This window comes from Acidithiobacillus ferriphilus (assembly GCF_028215975.1).
GTDB lineage: Bacteria > Pseudomonadota > Gammaproteobacteria > Acidithiobacillales > Acidithiobacillaceae > Acidithiobacillus > Acidithiobacillus ferriphilus.
In genome coordinates, this window is sequence record NZ_CP116458.1 from 1,828,020 (window position 1) to 1,845,609 (window position 17,590).

The 17,590-nt window shown below is 56.3% G+C and carries 14 protein-coding genes and 1 pseudogene; 9 read left to right on the top strand and 6 right to left on the bottom strand.

Annotated elements, in window-relative coordinates:
- Positions 1-9 precede the first annotated feature (9 nt).
- The gene (gene sat / locus PJU76_RS09220; RefSeq protein ID WP_271779285.1) at positions 10-1,683 is read left to right on the top strand and encodes a sulfate adenylyltransferase; all 1,674 of its coding nucleotides are present in this window, start codon (positions 10-12) and stop codon (positions 1,681-1,683) included.
- A gap of 34 nt (positions 1,684-1,717) precedes the next feature.
- Entirely contained in the window at positions 1,718-3,253 is a 1,536-nt protein-coding gene (locus PJU76_RS09225) for an NFACT RNA binding domain-containing protein (RefSeq protein ID WP_271779286.1), read from the top strand.
- A 39-nt stretch (positions 3,254-3,292) separates the two neighbouring features.
- On the opposite strand, the gene PJU76_RS09230 is transcribed toward PJU76_RS09225, so the two are convergent.
- The 3 genes and pseudogenes from PJU76_RS09230 to PJU76_RS09245 all read right to left on the bottom strand — a co-directional run bounded on the left by PJU76_RS09230 (position 3,293) and on the right by PJU76_RS09245 (position 5,987).
- Positions 3,293-3,733, bottom strand: coding sequence for a MerR family DNA-binding protein (locus PJU76_RS09230; protein WP_271779287.1), 441 nt, complete (start codon positions 3,731-3,733; stop codon positions 3,293-3,295).
- A 13-nt stretch (positions 3,734-3,746) separates the two neighbouring features.
- Positions 3,747-5,436 (bottom strand): annotated as a pseudogene (gene merA, locus PJU76_RS09235) (mercury(II) reductase).
- 140 nt (positions 5,437-5,576) lie between these two features.
- Positions 5,577-5,987: a mercuric transporter MerT family protein gene (locus tag PJU76_RS09245; RefSeq protein WP_271779290.1), complete on the bottom strand. Its 411-nt coding sequence runs from the start codon at positions 5,985-5,987 to the stop codon at positions 5,577-5,579.
- Positions 5,988-6,328: 341 nt separating this feature from the next.
- On the opposite strand from PJU76_RS09245, the gene PJU76_RS09250 reads away from it, so the two are divergent.
- The 7 genes from PJU76_RS09250 to PJU76_RS09280 all read left to right on the top strand — a co-directional run bounded on the left by PJU76_RS09250 (position 6,329) and on the right by PJU76_RS09280 (position 12,905).
- Positions 6,329-8,593 (top strand): FdhF/YdeP family oxidoreductase, encoded by a 2,265-nt coding sequence (locus tag PJU76_RS09250; protein ID WP_271779291.1) that lies wholly within the window; start codon positions 6,329-6,331, stop codon positions 8,591-8,593.
- Positions 8,586-8,864, top strand: coding sequence for a hypothetical protein (locus tag PJU76_RS09255; RefSeq protein WP_271779292.1), 279 nt, complete (start codon positions 8,586-8,588; stop codon positions 8,862-8,864). The genes PJU76_RS09250 and PJU76_RS09255 overlap by 8 nt, the downstream gene beginning before the upstream one ends.
- Positions 8,834-9,673 carry a formate dehydrogenase accessory sulfurtransferase FdhD gene (gene fdhD / locus PJU76_RS09260; RefSeq protein WP_271779293.1) on the top strand — a complete coding sequence of 280 codons (840 nt, stop codon included), beginning with the start codon at positions 8,834-8,836 and terminating at the stop codon, positions 9,671-9,673. Before PJU76_RS09255 ends, fdhD begins: the two co-directional genes overlap by 31 nt.
- 45 nt (positions 9,674-9,718) lie before the next feature.
- Positions 9,719-10,828, top strand: coding sequence for an S-(hydroxymethyl)glutathione dehydrogenase/class III alcohol dehydrogenase (locus PJU76_RS09265; protein ID WP_271779294.1), 1,110 nt, complete (start codon positions 9,719-9,721; stop codon positions 10,826-10,828).
- A 193-nt stretch (positions 10,829-11,021) separates the two neighbouring features.
- On the top strand, positions 11,022-12,047 hold the full coding sequence (locus PJU76_RS09270; RefSeq protein ID WP_271779295.1) for an extracellular solute-binding protein: 1,026 nt from the start codon (positions 11,022-11,024) through the stop codon (positions 12,045-12,047).
- 53 nt (positions 12,048-12,100) lie between these two features.
- Positions 12,101-12,313 carry a type II toxin-antitoxin system RelE/ParE family toxin gene (locus PJU76_RS09275; protein WP_271779296.1) on the top strand — a complete coding sequence of 71 codons (213 nt, stop codon included), beginning with the start codon at positions 12,101-12,103 and terminating at the stop codon, positions 12,311-12,313.
- Between the two features lie 145 nt (positions 12,314-12,458).
- Positions 12,459-12,905 (top strand): Hsp20/alpha crystallin family protein, encoded by a 447-nt coding sequence (locus PJU76_RS09280; protein WP_064218894.1) that lies wholly within the window; start codon positions 12,459-12,461, stop codon positions 12,903-12,905.
- Between the two features lie 526 nt (positions 12,906-13,431).
- Here PJU76_RS09280 and PJU76_RS09285 read toward each other — a convergent pair.
- The 3 genes from PJU76_RS09285 to PJU76_RS09295 all read right to left on the bottom strand — a co-directional run bounded on the left by PJU76_RS09285 (position 13,432) and on the right by PJU76_RS09295 (position 17,045).
- Entirely contained in the window at positions 13,432-14,544 is a 1,113-nt protein-coding gene (locus PJU76_RS09285) for a sigma-54 interaction domain-containing protein (RefSeq protein ID WP_271779297.1), read from the bottom strand.
- 291 nt (positions 14,545-14,835) lie between these two features.
- Positions 14,836-15,783, bottom strand: coding sequence for a chemotaxis protein (locus PJU76_RS09290; RefSeq protein ID WP_271779298.1), 948 nt, complete (start codon positions 15,781-15,783; stop codon positions 14,836-14,838).
- Between the two features lie 11 nt (positions 15,784-15,794).
- Positions 15,795-17,045: a methyl-accepting chemotaxis protein gene (locus PJU76_RS09295; protein ID WP_271779299.1), complete on the bottom strand. Its 1,251-nt coding sequence runs from the start codon at positions 17,043-17,045 to the stop codon at positions 15,795-15,797.
- Between the last annotated feature and the right edge of the window lie 545 nt (positions 17,046-17,590).

Here is a 17,590-nt window from a genome sequence, read left to right on the forward strand (position 1 = left end):
GGCCGACCTATGTCCATTCCATCGGTTCATGTCCTGACGGCGCGCCAGCGCTGCGATCTGGAACTGTTGCTGACCGGCGCTTTTGCCCCATTGGAGGGTTACCTGGATGCAGCGGACTGGCAGTCCGTGCTGCGAGACATGCGCTTGGACAATGGCGCGCTCTGGCCCATTCCCGTGGTGCTCGACGTCAGCGAGGCGCTCGGCCAGTCTTTGACGGTAGGGGACACTTTGCGCCTGGAGCGCAGTGATGGCACTCCCCTCGGCTCCGTTGCCGTCAGCGCCTGCTATCGTCCGGATAAACTGCTGGAGGCTGCGGCGGTTTATGGGACGACCGATTCCAGTCATCCGGGCGTGGCCGAGTTGCTGGCGCGCGGCCCTTACTATGTGGCGGGGCGCGTGTCGGCCTGGGATGCGGACACCCTGACCCGCGCCGCCGCCGTCGAATTTCCGCCCGAGTATCAAACCCCGGCCATGCTGCAACAGCACTGGAACGGGGCGCATCCGGTAGTCGCCTTTCAGACCCGCAACCCCCTGCATCACGCCCACATCGCCGTGACCCAGGCCGGGCTGGAGCAGGCCGGGGCGGACGCGCGCCTGCTGCTGCACCCGGCTATCGGCCCCACCAAGCCCGGCGATGTGGAGGCGTCTTACCGCATGCGGGTGTATCGTGCGGTGCTGGGCCATTATCCCCAGGCGACCGCCCTGCTCTCGCCCCTGCCCCTGGCCATGCGCATGGCCGGCCCGCGGGAGGCACTCTGGCACGCGCTGATTCGCCGCAATTATGGCGCCAGCCATTTCATCATCGGTCGCGGTCATGCCGACCCTGGCGCAGCGGCGGGCGGTCTGTTCTACCCGGCCTTTGCGGCACAGGAGCTTTTTGCCCGGCACGCCGATGAGATGGGTATTGCCGGTATTTTCCTGCCCGAGTATGCGTATTCCCGAACCCGGCGCCGTTATGTGCCGATGGAAGAGGCCAACGGCGAGGCCCTGGCGGGCATTTCCGGCACGGAGTTGCGGCGACGACTGGCCAGCCGGGAGGACATCCCCGAATGGTTCTCTCCGCCGGAGGTCATTCAGATATTGCGGCAGGCCTACCGCGGTGCGGACCGGCGCGGGCTGGTCATCTGGTTTACCGGCCTGTCTGCCAGCGGCAAGAGTACCCTGGCGGGAATGCTGGCCCGCACTCTGGAGGCGGGTGACGAGCGCGCCGTGACTTTGCTGGACGGCGATGTGGTCCGGCGTTTTCTGTCCAAAGGCTTGAGTTTCAGCCGCGAAGACCGCGACGAGAATATCCGCCGCATCGGCTTCGTCGCCAGTCTGGTGGCACGCCATGGCGGCATTGCCGTGGTCGCTGCCATTTCGCCCTATCGTCAGGCCCGTGCCGATGCGCGTCGTCTGGTGGAAGAAGCCGGCGGTCTGTTTATCGAAGTCCATGTGGCCACCCCGCTGGAGGTCTGTGCCAAGCGCGATCCCAAAGGCCTTTATGCCAAGGCCATGCGCGGCGAAATCACCGGCTTTACGGGCGTGGACGACCCCTACGAGGCCCCGGAGCATGCGGAGTGTGTACTGGACGCCAGCCTGCAAAAGCCGCCAACCGCGTTGGCGGCACTGATGGGAGTGCTGCGCAACTTGGGCGCGGTGACGGATAAACCGGTCGTGATCGAGGCGCGCAAAGAGGCATGAGCACGTTGCCAGTGCGCGCGGCTTAGCTTCACAGATGGACACCTTGCAACTCGCCGCCGCCGCCCGGTGTCTGGACCACCAGATCGCGCAACAGGTCATTCAGGGCATCAGCGACGCGCCGGGCGGGATTTATCTGCACACCGCCAAGACGCATATTGCGCTGATCGTGCAGCGTGCCCCTCTGGGGCTCTGGCAGGATACCGCATTCCATAAGTCGGACGCCCTGACCACCTGGAGCAGTCCGCTCAATCAGCGTTTGGCGGGTTTTCGCATTCAGCGCATCAGCGTGCCCTGGGCGGATCGCATCGTGCGCTTGGATTGCAGCCGCGTCCATATCAGCAAGCGGCTGGATCAATTCAGCCTGATTGCCGAATGCTTTGGCGGACGCGGCAATATCGCCCTACTCGATGCGGCGCAACATATTCGCTGGGCTTGGCGCTGGGACAGTCTCGACGGTAAGGCCGCGCCGCGCTTCCTGCCCGGTGTGGTGTACGTACCGCCGGAAGACAGTCTGCCCTTTGCCCAGCCCTTACCGTGTGCCGCCACTTGGTTCCGCCGCGTCGCGCCCCGTTATCGCCCGCAGCACAGGGCCGAGCAGCAAGCCGTGCAAGAGGCATGGTCACGGCGCTTGGATCCCTGCGCGTCCTGGTGGCGGTCTTCGGCGGAAGCCGATAAGCCCATCCTCTACCCCGTGCCCCTGCCCGACTGGGCGCCGATGCAGGAGATTCCGGCACAGGAGGCGCTGCGTTTTGTGCGACCCGCAGTCCATCCACAACCTTCCGCCCAGGAACGCGCCCGCATTCAGCAACGGCTACACCTGCAACGCCGCATCCAAAAAATGCGCCAGGATATAACGCGCTGGGAGGACCCGGAGGTCTATCGCACTCAAGCCTTCGCCCTTTTTGCCCTGCCCGACGCGATGCCGTCCGTCACGCACATCAGCGCCCCGGACCACACCAGCGTCGCAGGTGCAACACTCACTATTACCGTGACGCCGGGCAAGTCGCTGCACCGGCAGGCGCAGTGGTATATGCAGCAGGCACAACGCAGTCGGCGCGCGCGACGCGAAATCGCCATCCGCCTGCAAGAGATGGAACGGTTGCTGCAAGACCTTACGGAAGCGACGGGAGGCGAACAGACCGGACCAGCAACAGGATCATCAACACTCGCAGGCCCGACACCCGTAAGATCCGCGAAGAACGGAAAACCGACGGATGATAGCGACTTCAACCGCACGGTAATAGAGGGCTTCACGCTCCTCTGGGGGAAAAACGCAAAGGAAAATGACCGCCTGACCTTCCGCACCGCCAAGCCTTGGGACCTGTGGTTTCACATTCAGGATTTAGGCGGCAGCCATGTGGTGTTGCGCCGGGAGAACAGTCAAACGCCCGTACCCGAATCGGTGCGCGTCGCCGCGGCACGCATTGCCCTGCAACAGAGTCAGTCCCGCGCCATCAGCGGGGAAGTGGACTGGACGGAAATCCGCCATGTCCACCGCAAGCCGAGCGGCGGGCCGGGACAAGTGACCTATCGCCGTTTTCAAAGCATCCGGGTACGCCGCGACGGCTAATATAATCACCTCAAGTCGTCGACAAGAACCTATGGCACTTCACTCTCCCGGAATCTCCTCTTCGTCCAATGCTTGCAGAATGGGGCAACTATGGCGCTGGCGGGCATCCCCGCTTTTGCATTCCTTGATCAAGTTCGCCAGGACGGTCTCCAGACCTTGTAGTGACCTGATTTTTTCCTGAACTGAATGGAGCTTGACTTCGGCGTGGTGGCGCATGGCGGCACACACTTCTGCATCGTCTGCACGTAACGCGAGCAGCTCCCGCGTCTCCTGCAAAGTAAATCCCAAGGCTTGGGCATGTTTGATAAAGCGTATGCGCATCACCACTTCGGAGGCATACTGGCGCATCCCGATGGTGGGTTTTGCAGGCTGTTTGATAAGATTTTCGCGCTCGTAGAAACGCACGGTCTCCACATTAACACCGGCAGCCTTGGCCACCTGGCCAATGCTGAAACCAGATCGGTCCCTTTGCTTGTTCATATGTAGCTCGCAATTATCCCGCGCAGCAGGATAATTGCGAGACATCTTTGGTGAAGGTTTGGGCACAGAGTTTCAATCCCTCCACCATGGTCAAATAGGGGAAAAGCTGATCGGCAAGATCTTGAATGCCGAGACCGCCATGTATGGCCAGTGCGGCAGCCTGGATGATTTCTCCGCCTTCCGCGGCGAGAATCTGCGCACCCAACAGTTTGCCGGTATGCTTGTCCGCGATCAGTTTAATAAAACCCCGTGTATCAAAGTTCGCCAGTGCGCGGGGTACGTTATCGAGGGTCAGAGTGCGGCTGTCGGTGGTGAATCCTTGCCGCGCCGCTGTCCGCTCGTCCAGCCCCACTGTAGCGACTTGGGGATCGGTAAACACGACGACGGGAAGCACCCGTAAATCCAGGCTGGCATCGCCGCCCAGCAGATTGATAGCCGCCCGGGTGCCGCCCGCCGCTGCGACATAGACGAATTGAGGATGGGTCGTGCAATCACCGGCAGCATAAATGTGGGGCACACTGCTTTGCATATGCGCATCCACCAAAATGGCCCCGGATTTGTCGGTGATTACCCCGATCTGCTCCAATCCAAGATCCGCCGTGTTGGGCGTGCGCCCGGTTGCCACCAGCAAGCGATCCGCGTGGATTGTCTCTGCGCCTATGCTGACCAAAAATTGGCCCTTCTCGTAATGCACCGACGTGGGGACGGTGTGCTTGAGCACACGAATCCCTTCTTCCTGAAATACGGCCTCCAGCCCCGCACCCAGTGCCGGATCATCTTTGGACAGGAGTGCGCTGCGCGCCAGCAGAGTAACTGCGCAGCCCAATCTGCGAAAGGCCTGCGCCAGTTCCACCGCGACCACCGCCCCGCCCACAACGAGGAGATGACGCGGCAATTCGGATGCTACCAAGGCTTCCGTTGACGTCCAGTAAGGCGTTTGCGCCAGACCCTCAATATCCGGGCAGTGCGCATGGGCGCCCACCGCAATCAGAAAACGATCCGCTTGGAGCCGTTGTTCCGATCCGTCGACGGCACACACCACGAGGGTTGTGGCATCGACAAAGCGGGCGTGACCCTGCACAAAGGTGATATCCGGATGCGTAGCCAGCACATGATCATACTTGGCTTCACGCAGTTCAGCCACGCGATCCTGTTGTTGCTGGACCAGGACGGCGCGGTCCACGTCGGGTACGCTATGACTTAAACCACGAAAAGGATGGGCACGCTGCCACTGGGCCATCTGCGCGGCACGAATCATGATCTTGGAAGGCACGCAGCCGACATTGACGCAGGTGCCGCCCAGCGTACCTGATTCAATCATGGTCACTCGGCCACCTCCTTCCGTTACTCGGATGGCGGCAGCAAGGGCGCCTGATCCGGAACCAATGATGGCGACATGTAAAGCCGATAGCATGAGCATTTTTTGCCTCCATTAAGGATAGATGATCCAGAGATTATGGCTGTACTATCGAGGCGGGATAACCGACCTGACGGAATACGTTCAAAAGGGTAGGGACCTTGACCGCCTTCTGGTCGTACTGCACCGTTACCGTCAGCGCCCTATCCCGGATCTGAATTTTCTTCACCCCGTGCAAGCGATGCAGGGCCATATAAATGGCCGCATTACAGGCCTTGTCGGCGCAGGTCATACCCGGCACCTTAAATGTGGTGCTGGCCATGCCGGTTGGGGCCACAGCATTCATTGTGGTGGCCGCAGACGCGGGCATAGTGACGCCTGCACCGATGATCAAGGCTATCGCGCAGAGCGACGCCAGGATTTTTTGAATAGGCACTTGAGCATGCATAAAAATATCTCCTTCTATAAACGGTGAAGGCGGCCTGATTAGGGCATCAGAAGACGAGCTAGCACATGGGGCAACGCCAGAGCGATTAGCACCAGAATGGTGCCAGCCCAGAGCAGGAGGGTCTTCCATCGTGCTACCGGCGCACAGGTGCCGCAGTCCGCCCCTTTACTCTCCCGATGGTTTTGCATATGGGCGTAGACCAAAAAAGCCAGCGCCAAGATATCCAGATAGGGCGCGTAGGGCCCAAGTATCCGCAGGTTGGCCATCCATGCGCCGCCGATACCGGCGACGATCAGCAACAGGGGTAATACACAGCAGGCTGATGCTAAAAAGCCCAATACCACAGCCAGGAGCAGCCCCCATATGCCTTTTACCGCAGGTGCAGACATTCGCTGCACTGCTGCGGCGCAGACTTCTGTCGCTTTGCCAGGTTCAATCTTGACAGCCACAGTCACCTCCAATCTAAACACTGGGTATATGTTGCATGACGCATGATTGTAGACACCGTACTACAGTACGGTGTCAAGGGCGCTCTTTGACTGTCAAACATAGGAAGGAACGAGCCTTTGGGGACCCGTCGTCTGGTGAGACGAGGTGGCGCGGGGTGGAAGGTACCCATCGCCTTGACACTCCCGCCGATCCTGATAAGGTTAGTACCAACCGATCGGTATGCAATACCGCACGCAGAGAGGCCGTCATGGCAATGCGTTTTGGTCCCTGGAGAAGCCATGCCGACCCTGCAACTTTTAAGAATATCAGACTGTCTGGTATGTAAAATGAGGAGGAGCGCATGTCCGAACTAAAAATCAATCCTTACAAGCAACCTGCCGGAGGTTGGGGCGCGTTGCGTGCTTCCATGCAGAGCCTGCAGCATCAGGGGATTCTGGCCGAAGGTACCGCCCTACTCCTCAAATCCAATCAGGCGGAGGGTTTCGACTGCCCCGGTTGCGCCTGGCCGGACCCGGACGCCCATTCCACATTCGAGTTCTGTGAAAATGGCGTGAAAGCCGTGGCGGCGGAGGCCACCAGCAAGCGGGTGACCGCCGACTTTTTCGCGCAACATACCGTCAGCTGGCTGGCTGAACATGACGATTATTACCTGGAAGAACTTGGTCGCCTGACCGAGCCGATGTTTTACGACGCCGCGACCGATCACTATGTGCCCATCAGCTGGGAGGCGGCGTTCCAGCGTGTTGCCCAGCATCTGCAAGCGCTTAAATCTCCTCATGAGGCGATTTTCTACACCTCCGGGCGCACCTCCAACGAGGCGGCTTTCCTCTACCAGCTTTTCGCCCGGGAGCTCGGCACCAACAACATGCCGGACTGCTCCAATATGTGCCACGAGCCCACCAGCCTGGGCATGCCGGAATCCATCGGTATCGGTAAAGGCACCGTCACCCTGGAAGACTTCGATCATGCCGACACCCTCCTGCTCTTCGGTCACAATCCGGGCACCAATCATCCACGCATGCTGGGCACTTTGCGGGATGCCGCCAAACGCGGCTGCCGGATACTGGTTTTCAACCCGCTACGGGAGCGTGGTCTACAACGTTTCGTAAATCCGCAGGATGCCAGGGAAATGCTCACCAACCACGGCACAGAAATCGCCACCCATTATTATCAGCCGCGTATTGGCGGCGACTACGCCATCGCGCTGGGGATCGCCCGCTATGTGCTGGAACAGGGCACCCTGGATCAGGATTTTATCGACACCCACACCCAAGGTTTTGAATCCTTCAAGGAAATTGCCCTCAATACGCCTTGGGCGGATATTGAGGCGGAAAGTGGCCTGACCCATGCCGAGTTCATGGAAATCGGCAAAATCTATGATGAAGGCAAGGCCGGCATAATCACCTGGGGCATGGGGATCACTCAGCACAAGCACGCGGTGGCGACTATTCAGATGCTGGTCAATGTGCTCTTGCTCAAAGGTAATATCGGCAAGGAGGGGGCCGGCGCCTGCCCGATTCGCGGCCATAGTAACGTTCAGGGGGATCGCACCATGGGTGTTTGGGAACGTCCGGCGCCGGATTTCCTGGACCGTCTCGCCAAGGAGTTCGATTTTGAACCACCCCGCGAACATGGTTATGACGTGATCGGCAGCATCACCGCCCTGGAAGAGGGATGCGCCAAGGTCTTTATTGGCATGGGCGGCAATTTTGCCAACGCCACACCCGATACGGCCCGTGTCCATAAAGCCCTGCGCGGGTGTGCGTTGACCGTGCATGTCACCACCAAGCTCAATCGCTCGCATATCGTCCATGGGAAGGAGGCAATCATCCTGCCTTGTCTGGGACGTACCGAAATTGATATTCAAAACGGTCAGCCGCAGGGGGTGACGGTGGAAGATTCCATGAGCATGGTGCATATTTCCCAGGGTATGCGCGCCCCGGCTTCATCCCACCTGAAGTCCGAATCCGCCATCATCGCGGGGCTCGCCGAAGCGACATTGCCCCAGAGCAAAACACCATGGCGCGAGCTGGTCGCAGACTATGACCGGATTCGCGACCGTATTTCCCGCGTTGTTCCGGGTTTTGAAGACTTCAACGACCGCGTCCACAAACCGCGTGGTTTTCATCTGGATCTGCCGCCGCGCTCCCGACGCTGGACCACCGCATCCGGCAAAGCCAATTTCATCGCGCGGGAGTTGAAAGCCATCACTGAAGATCGCTTTCAGCCGCAGACGGCAGCGCGGGTATTTAATCTCATGACCATCCGCAGCCACGACCAGTACAACACCACGATCTATGGCTTAGAAGACCGTTATCGGGGCGTTTCCGGCGCCCGCAACGTCTGCTTCATGCATGCCGCTGACATGGCGGAACTGGGGTTCCAGCCGGACCACCTTGTGGACATCACCTCGCACTGGCGGGATGGCGAGCGGGTCGCCCGGAATTTCGTCTTGGTGCCCTACGATATCCCGCGAGGCTGTGTGGCCGGATACTATCCCGAGCTTAACGTGCTGGTCCCCCTCTCCAGCCATGCGGACCGGGCCAATACCCCCACCTCCAAGTCCATTCAGGTGACTTTTGCAGCGGCGGGGCAATGTGTCTGAGAGCACCTCTGAAGAAAGCGCGATGGAAAACCTGGTGATCGCCCTGATGCAGGCATTGTGTGCCGAGCAGGTACTGTCTCTCGCGAAAATCGGTAAGCATCTGGGCATCCGTCGCAGCCAGCTGGAGCGACTCCTGTTGCTCCTCGGTCATTCCGACCGTTGGGGCGGCATGGACTACGTTGTCCAGGAAGAACAGCGGGGTCGCTCCGTCATCACCCTCACTGAAAAAGGACGAGCGCTATGCGCACAGATGCAGGCCTCGGCGGAATAAGCTGGTCTCCGGCGACTGTGCTGGAAAGCCAGCGCATGCCCTTGGTACACGAGGAAGCCATACTACAGGAAGCCGCCGTTTCGCTGGTAATCAACGGTGATCCATACGCGGTGATGATGGCCACGCCAGACCATCTGGAGGACTTTTTTTGCGGCTTTCTATGGAGCGAAGGCGTACTGCGGTCCCTGGAGGAAATCATCGCCTGGGAATCGGTACATGTGGCCGAGGGTTGGGCATTGTATATTCAGCTCAGTCCGGCGGCAGCGGAACGAGTCGAACGTAAGCGTCGCTGCGTGATCGGTGGGAGCGCTTGCGGACTCTGCGGGACACCCTGTTTCACCGGGCTGGTGCCTTTCCCGTCCCTAAAACGGGATCTGGCGACGACGGATGCGGAGGCCATTCACGCGCTCCTTGCCACCATGCAACAACAACAGGATTTAAATCAGACTACCGGAACCGCACACGCCGCCGTTTTGGCTACGTCTCTTGGCGTTCTGGTCCGCGAAGACATAGGCCGCCACAATGCCGTCGACAAAAGTATTGGTGCTGCGTTGCAGCAGGGCATTGCCTATGGGCAGGCCGCACTGCTGGGCGTTTCTTCCCGGCTCAGCTTCGAGATTGCCCTCAAGGCTCTGGGCTTTGGCATACCCGTTGTGGCGGCCATTTCTGGAATCAGCAGCCTCGCCATTCAACTGGCCGAAAGCCATGGCCTGACCCTTATCGGTTATGCCCGGGACGGGCGTATGACGGTCTACGCCCACGGTGAAAGAATCCGCGGCTGTAGCGGGTCGATTCCCATGGATTGCTGATTTTTTACCCCTCATCACCATCCCTTACATACTGGAGATATGCCCATGGATGTTCGCGCTGCCGTTGCTTACGGCGCCAATCAACCCCTCGTTGTTGAAACCGTGCAACTCGAAGGACCACGCGCCAGCGAGGTGCTGGTGGAAATCAAGGCTACCGGCGTTTGCCATACCGACGCCTACACCCTCTCGGGCATGGACCCCGAAGGCCTGTTTCCCACTGTGCTGGGTCATGAAGGCGCGGGCGTGGTGGTGGAAGTCGGGCCGGGGGTACGCTCCCTGAAGCCCGGCGATCATGTCATCCCCCTTTACACCCCGGAATGCCGGGAGTGTGAATACTGCCTGAGCGGTAAGACCAATCTCTGCCAGGCCATCCGCGATACCCAGGGGCGAGGTCTGATGCCCGACGGCACCAGTCGTTTCTCGGCCAATGGCAAGCCGCTGTACCACTACATGGGCACCAGCACCTTCGCCAATTACACTGTGTTGCCGGAAATCGCCCTGGCCAAAATCCGCGAGGATGCGCCCTTTGATAAGGTTTGTTATATCGGCTGTGGCGTTACCACCGGTATCGGGGCGGTGCTGTATACGGCCAAGGTCCGTCCTGGCGACAAGGTCGTGGTTTTCGGCCTTGGCGGTATTGGCCTCAATGTGGTTCAGGGCGCACGCATGGCAGGGGCGGACATGATCGTCGGCGTGGACATCAACCCCGGCAAGCGCGATCTGGCCGAGAAATTCGGCATGACCCATTTCGTGAATCCCAAGGAGGTCGAAGGCGATCTGGTTCCCTATCTGGTCAACCTCACCAAGGGCGGCGCCGACTTCAGTTTCGAGTGCATCGGCAACACCGCCCTGATGCGCCAGGCGCTGGAATGCTGCCACAAAGGCTGGGGCACCAGCGTCATCATCGGTGTCGCCGGTTCCGGACAGGAAATCAGTACCCGCCCCTTCCAACTGGTGACCGGACGCAACTGGCGGGGTTCCGCCTTCGGCGGTGCCAAGGGCCGCACCGACGTGCCGAAAATCGTCGACTGGTACATGGAAGGCAAAATCCATATCGACGAGATGATCACCCATACCCTGCCATTGGAAGAGATCAACACCGCTTTCGATCTCATGCACGAGGGTAAGTCCATCCGCACCGTACTAACCTTCTAACGTGGATACCAGAAAGCACTAGGTTAGACACCCGGCCCGGCTCCGCCGGGTTTTTTGGCATGGAAATTGCATTGTGATACGGTATAGCCAAATTTTGGGTATGCAGGTACGCTTTACGACATCGAGATATTCTGTCATACATATCGAATCTCCCGATGGTTGCTCATTTTTTCCAAAAATGGAGACGTCCAACATGCAAAACAATTGGTCTGCTTTGGTACATCGTTATATGTCACAAAATATAGAGCTGGATTTCCACCTCAAGAATCCGGCCATTACGCAGACGCCAGGGGCGGCCAGGAATTGGTCGATACGCATGAAAGCACAGCCGCCTGTCATGGCCTTACTCGCCAGTCTGTGGGTGGCGGGCATGGGAACCGCTGTGGCCGCCACCCCCCTCCATGTTGCCTATGCCGGTTCCATGGGAGCGGTTATGGACATGCATTTGGGTCCGGCCTTCGCCAAGACACACCATGTGACCTACCAAGGAGAGGGACAAGGTGCCTATGGCCTCGCCCACCTCATTGCGGCAAAGAAGCTGCGCACGGACGTATTCATCTCCATTACGCCCGGCCCCATCCGGGTGCTGGAAAAGGCCGGGATGGTGAGCAAGGCGGTCCCTGTAGCCAGCACCGCCATGGTCATCGCCTACAGCCCCAAGAGCCGCTATGCCAATGAATTTGTAGCCGCAGCCGCCGGCAAAATACCTTGGTACACGGTGCTGGAGAAGCCGGGGATTCAGTTCGGACGCACGGACCCGCAGACGGATCCCCAGGGGCAGAACATCCTTTTTACCTTCCTTCTGGCGCAGAAGTACTACCACCAGCCTGAGCTTGCGCAGCGTGTTCTAGGTCCTGTGGAGAACCAAAAGCAGATATTCACCGAAGCCTCCCTGCTGGCACGCCTGAAGAGTGGACAGATAGACGCCTCCTCCGGATATGAGAGCGCTGTGAAATCGCTCCATCTTCCCTTCATCACCCTCCCGGATGAAATCAACCTGAGCAACCCGGCCATGGCCAAAGCCTGGTATAACACCGTGCATTTCACTATGACGGTGGACGGCAAAACCAAAACCCTGGACACCCAGCCTTTGGTGTTTTATGCCGCCGTGCCCAAAGACGCCCCGCATCCAAAATTGGGGGAGGCCTTCATCCGCTTCATGACCAGCAAGGCTGGGCAGGCCATGTTCAAGGAGACCGGCTACAACAATCCACGCTAGCCATCAGCATTCCTGCTCAGGCCAAACCCTCATGTTGGCGTTCATCGATAATCATGCGCCTTGCCGACAAGCAAACCGCTGCGGTCTTCGCCGACCTGCAGGTACACTGCTTTGGAGCAGAACTGTTGCGGGTGGCGCAGCGGAAATTGGCGCAATTACATCGCGGACCGGATCAAAGATTTGGCTGTACCGCCAGGGGCAACAGCATGGAGAACTTCTCCGGCAATCGGAACGGCCAATGGAGCATTCGCATCAACGATCGGTAGCGAATCTGCAGCCCCCTCCCAAAGGCCTAAACCTAAAAACTCCCCTTGAAATCATCTGAACTCGTACCCATAACTTTGCATGCCAGAGATCAGGCATACAGTCGCCTGACTGGTGTTCTATTGATGCATATTAAGGAGGTGTAAAATGGCAAATGAAGTCTCACGTTCTGCGGTCAGGAATGTTCGCCAGGTAGAACCTTTGGAAAGCCTTATGGAGACGGTATGGCCAGGGGTGTTTTCTCCTTTCATTACTCGACAGGCCACGCAGCCCCATATCGCGCATATCGATGTCCTTGATCACGATGACGCTTTTGTATTGAAGGCAGAAATTGCCGGTGTAGACAAGAACAGGCTGGATGTCCAGGTACATGGGAATCAAGTCTACATCAGCGGCATCAAGGAAGAAGATAGCGCTCGGGAAGAAGGGAACTATATCTACCGGGAGCGTCGATGTGGAGAGTTTTCTCGCACCGTTCAACTCCCTGCAGATGTGAATGGCGATCAAACTAAGGCGACATACAAAGATGGTGTTTTAGAGTTGACTCTGCCCAAAACAGAAGCTGCCAAACGCAAGAAGATTGCGATTTCCTGAGCTATAGGATGAGGCTTTGTGTATTTTCATGAAGCCTCACTCCTCCCACGACATCACCTGAAACAGATGATAACATTTTAGAAATTTTATAACTTAAATATGATTATCCATTTGTTTGTGTCTCTATGATTCGCACTTCCTGCTGCTTAACAGAGAAGTGTTCACTGACAATAGAGTATCATCCTGAATGCTCCATAACTCATTGATTTTTAGTTCTCCGGATTTGACATAAAATTTAATGTTTCATCCTGGGCCATTATGTCAAAAATTACATAACGACTTTCCCAGACAAAAAAGTATCATCCTGCTGTCTCCCAGATTTTCTGCCCCCTCGGTATGCTCTTTACCTCCAGTGGCAAGTATGCAGCGTTATGTATACCTCGCGATTATGTATAGTGCCCATGTCGAACTGGCTGTAAGCCCTGTCAATACTTGGCTTTTTATGCCGCCGTCTGCCCCTCATATAACTTGACCAGAGAACCATCAATTTGGTTGACTACAACTCAGCTATAGCTATCTTTATCGATCAAATGTTCTTCAGTGACCTAACTGGTCGCCGACGCTCTATGTATGGAATATTCAGCGACTGCACGCGAGTGAACAAGGTGGTCCGCGGAACGCCCAGTAGTCTGGCGGCTTCCGACATATTTCCGTTGGCGCGTTGCATGGCCTGCTCTATATATGTGCGCTCAATCTGGCGCAACGTGTCCGGTAAACTGAAATTGTCACCGGAAATTTTGGGTTGAAGCACCGAGAATCCCAATTTCTCTACGGGTGTCAATCTATCAGAGCACGGGTTATCGGCATAATCAGTGCGTAACGAATCCACCAAAGGATGACATAAATAACTAGGAAGGTCTTCCGGTGCAATCTGTCCGGAGTGCCCATTTAACCGCTGCACGGCTAACCGTTCCACCAGGTTTTGCAATTCCCGTACATTCCCAGGCCAAAAGTAGCGCATCAGAATATCGAGCGCTGCGTCAGTAATTGTTAATGATGGATACCCCTTGCTGCATAATCGATCGGAAAAATAATTAACCAACAAGGGAATATCGGAAGCCCTTTCGCGTAATGGCGGAAGCTCTATTGGATAGATATTCAAGCGATAATACAAATCTTCGCGGAAGCGCCGGCTGATTACTTCCTGCCGCAGGTTTCGATGCGTGGCGGTAAGAATGCGAACATCGATATCTACCGGTTCTCGTCCGCCGACCCGATCAATTTGTTTTTCCTGAAGAACCCTCAATAGCTTGGCTTGTAATGGTAATGGCATATCTCCTATTTCATCTAGAAGAATTGTACCTCCATCAGCCTGTTCAAACTTTCCCGTTGTTCTTGACAATGCTCCAGTAAAGGCGCCTTTTTCATAGCCAAAAAGCACTGACTCAAGCAAGTCAGATGGTATTGCAGCACAGTTGATTGCGATAAAGGGCTTCCCGGCCCGATCAGATTGCTCATGAAGCGCACGCGCCACTACTTCCTTCCCGGTGCCGGTTTCGCCGGTTAGTAAGACCGATATAGAAGAAGGTGCCCTAGAAAGAGCGTTCAATGCATTGAGAATAACTTTCCAGGCTGACGATTCACCGATGACGGATGCTAAGCGACTTTTTTCGGAGCGTAATAGTCGAACACTGACCATAAATTGTTTTTTCCTGATATGATATAATAAGTTATGTTGTAAGCTTTTCTCAGTCGTCAAACGGGCGAGTTGTATAATCTACGCACTGAGCAAATGCATAGGCAGCCCGTGTTCCCAGAAACAGCGATTTAAGGAGTCGGATAGTTTCGTGAGGGTTCTTGTAGGCATTTCGCCGGTGACTCCGTGGAAAGTGCCCAGCAGACACACCTTGGGATGGCCAAGGGTCCCACAGCGGGTGGTAACACTGACCAATGGGTCCATCATAGTGGGTAACTTCAACTCACGGGGGTATCACAATACCTTAGAAATGGCACGGGCCAGTTCATCTGGCACAAATTTCGTAACATAACCATCGGCACCCACGCTATTGGCATGGGATTCGTTAGCAGAACCGGAAAGTGAAGAGTGAATCACCACAGGCAAATCCTTCAGCACATCATTTTCCTTGATGTGCCTGGTGAGGGTGAATCCATCCATCTCCGGCATTTCCAGATCCGTCAGCACCATGGCCACCTTGTTGCGGGTAGGGATACCCGCCGCCTTGGCTTCATTTGCCATGGCTTGCAATCGTTCCCACGCCTCCTTGCCGCTTTGGGTCCCAATAAAGGGGAGTCCCAGATGGGTTAACGCCTTTTCAATCTGACTGCGTGCCACACCCGAGTCGTCGACGAAGAGAACAACCGAGCCCGGCGGAATATGTACTTCGTGCGCCTGCGTAAGCTCATCGCCCCCCTTGAAGCGTGGGGGTAAGGCGAGTCGCAGAATTTGCTCCACATCCAGCACCAGTGCGAGACGCCCCTTTTCGTCGTCTTCATCCAGCCGGGCAAGACTGGTGACTAAACCGCCTGTCGCCGCGACTTCCGTCGACACCACACGACTCCAGTCGAGTCGCTTGATTTCTTCAACGTCTTCCACGGCAAAGCCCTGGATGGAGCGTTCATATTCCGTGACAAGAAGAATGTTGAGCCCAGAGGGAACGCAACCGGCCACGGCGGGCAAATTCACCACGGGGATTGTCTGGCCACGGATGTTCGCTACTCCCATCACATGTTCCGGTGCCCCCGGCATGGGGGTGATGGAGGGCATAACCAGCGCTTCTCGCATCTTGAACACGTTGATACCAAAAACTTCCCGAGTGCCCGACTTGGCATCCTTGCCCAGCCGAAACACCAGCAACTCAAACTTGTTAGTGCCGGCGAGCCTGGAGCGTTCGTCCACATCCTGCATCACACTAGTCATACCTTTCTCCCTTAGCGCAGTGCTGCTGTTACGCCACTATATATCGCATCGAGCTTTCCGATGATTTCCTGTTCAATGTTTGAAATCTCGTTGCTAAGGCGTATAACTTCACTTTTATCATTTAAGCCTATCGCCTGATTGATGGATTGCAATATGTCTTTGAAACGCTTACGGGCGGCTTCTAGTTTATGAAATGACGTATCACCTCCTAATAACTTGCGGCCAATGCCGTCATACCAGTCACCAAATGCACATTGCTGTCCATCTGCTATTTTATCAATAGGGCTGCCCTTCCGCGCACTATTGATGGCCCCCCGAACGGATAGACGTAATTCATTTTTTGCGCTGTCAATGGACATCAGCGAGGCCAGCAGGTTGAGAGAAGCGACCCTGGCGCTTAGCGCTTTGGTTACTGACTCAGCATTTTTGGCCTGTTTCTCTGAAGTCTGGCCTGCAGAGTCAATCGAGTTGGCCGAATTCTCAATGGCTGTGATATTGCCTTGTACCTCTTCCGTGGCTTCCTGTACCCGTTTGGAAAGATTCCGCACTTCATCGGCCACCACAGCAAAGCCACGTCCATGTTCTCCCGCCCGTGCGGCTTCAATGGCAGCATTCAAAGCTAACAGATTTGTCTGGTAGGCGATTTCCCGGATAGTTTTGGCGATACGACTAATAGCACCCACTTCGGTAATCAATCCCTGAGAAGCTTTGCGGTTTTCAGCTATAGATGCACTCAAAGTATGTAATGTCCCGCCTACATCCTGCATGGCCCCTGCTGTTTGTTCAGCGGTTATAATCATCTTTTCCGCATGTTGTGTCGCGCTTAGTCCCATGCTGCTGATGACACTTTCTGCGAGCTTGGCGCCACTAATTTCTCGCCAGGACGCATGAAAAGCAATAACCTTACCTTTATCGTCGCGCACCGGGGCAAAGTTCAGGGCAAAGGCAACACCACCCAGCGTGAGCTCGGTGTTATGTTCCTTTTCCGTACCGGCGACTAGCTCTCGAAAAATGTTGCGGATACGCTCCGGGTCTTTGTGAAACTGATGAATAGAGTGGCCAAGGGCCGTGCGCACATCTGCTCCCCGTAGCATGGGGTTGAGTCGGCCGTGATGAAAGTTCATCACGTCTAGCGCCGTATGGTTCATATAAAAAATAGCATTTTCCATCGCCTCGTCAGCCTCGCACAGCATCTCCAGGCTGGAGAGATGTTCCAGCAGGGCTTTGGCGTAATCCAGCAAGTCATCTCGATTCAGGCTCATTCATTGCACTCCTTTATGGGTAAGTATTAGTTCGGTGTCCCTAGACGGCTAACGGATAATGGCCGTGCCCACCGTGAGCCCATCAACTCCGTTCAGAAAGCGCTGCACATTCTCGCCTTCATGAATGGCTCCATGCTGAGAGCAATAGCTTTCAGAACACTCCGTGATGGACATTTTCTGGGTTAAATCCGGCTCTGAAAGTGGGTTAAAAGTCGTTCAATAATATGTGCTTATCCGGTTGATGCACCCAAAAGGTGAGGGTGTGATTTTAGTCGATGCAAATGGATATTCTTCAATACGACGAACTTTCCTTCTGATGTGTCCATGCCTGGGTTCCGGCGGTTAATTACTGAATAAAGTCAACTGGTTACGCTCACTTTTTGGGTTCGTGGGGATGTTGCTGCCCTAACTTACGCAGAGCTTTATTCCGGTGACTGGACTCATCCTAGCTGCCCGGGTGCATCAACCGGATAAACACGCAATAATCCATGCCTTGATTCTGACTAATTATCTGGTTCCACTTCACCGCAAGCGGTTGCGAGGTC

Bases quoted from the DNA above. Each gene is read 5' to 3' on its own strand.
- PJU76_RS09225 (WP_271779286.1), top strand. From the start codon at position 1,718: ATGGACACCTTGCAACTCGCCGCCGCCGCCCGGTGTCTGGACCACCAG.
- PJU76_RS09265 (WP_271779294.1), top strand. From the start codon at position 9,719: ATGGATGTTCGCGCTGCCGTTGCTTACGGCGCCAATCAACCCCTCGTT.
- PJU76_RS09290 (WP_271779298.1), bottom strand. From the start codon at position 15,783: ATGACTAGTGTGATGCAGGATGTGGACGAACGCTCCAGGCTCGCCGGC.
- PJU76_RS09295 (WP_271779299.1), bottom strand. From the start codon at position 17,045: ATGAGCCTGAATCGAGATGACTTGCTGGATTACGCCAAAGCCCTGCTG.
- PJU76_RS09230 (WP_271779287.1), bottom strand. From the start codon at position 3,733: ATGAACAAGCAAAGGGACCGATCTGGTTTCAGCATTGGCCAGGTGGCC.
- sat (WP_271779285.1), top strand. From the start codon at position 10: ATGTCCATTCCATCGGTTCATGTCCTGACGGCGCGCCAGCGCTGCGAT.
- PJU76_RS09275 (WP_271779296.1), top strand. From the start codon at position 12,101: ATGCGCCTTGCCGACAAGCAAACCGCTGCGGTCTTCGCCGACCTGCAG.
- PJU76_RS09250 (WP_271779291.1), top strand. From the start codon at position 6,329: ATGTCCGAACTAAAAATCAATCCTTACAAGCAACCTGCCGGAGGTTGG.
- fdhD (WP_271779293.1), top strand. From the start codon at position 8,834: ATGCGCACAGATGCAGGCCTCGGCGGAATAAGCTGGTCTCCGGCGACT.
- PJU76_RS09280 (WP_064218894.1), top strand. From the start codon at position 12,459: ATGGCAAATGAAGTCTCACGTTCTGCGGTCAGGAATGTTCGCCAGGTA.
- PJU76_RS09285 (WP_271779297.1), bottom strand. From the start codon at position 14,544: ATGGTCAGTGTTCGACTATTACGCTCCGAAAAAAGTCGCTTAGCATCC.
- PJU76_RS09270 (WP_271779295.1), top strand. From the start codon at position 11,022: ATGCAAAACAATTGGTCTGCTTTGGTACATCGTTATATGTCACAAAAT.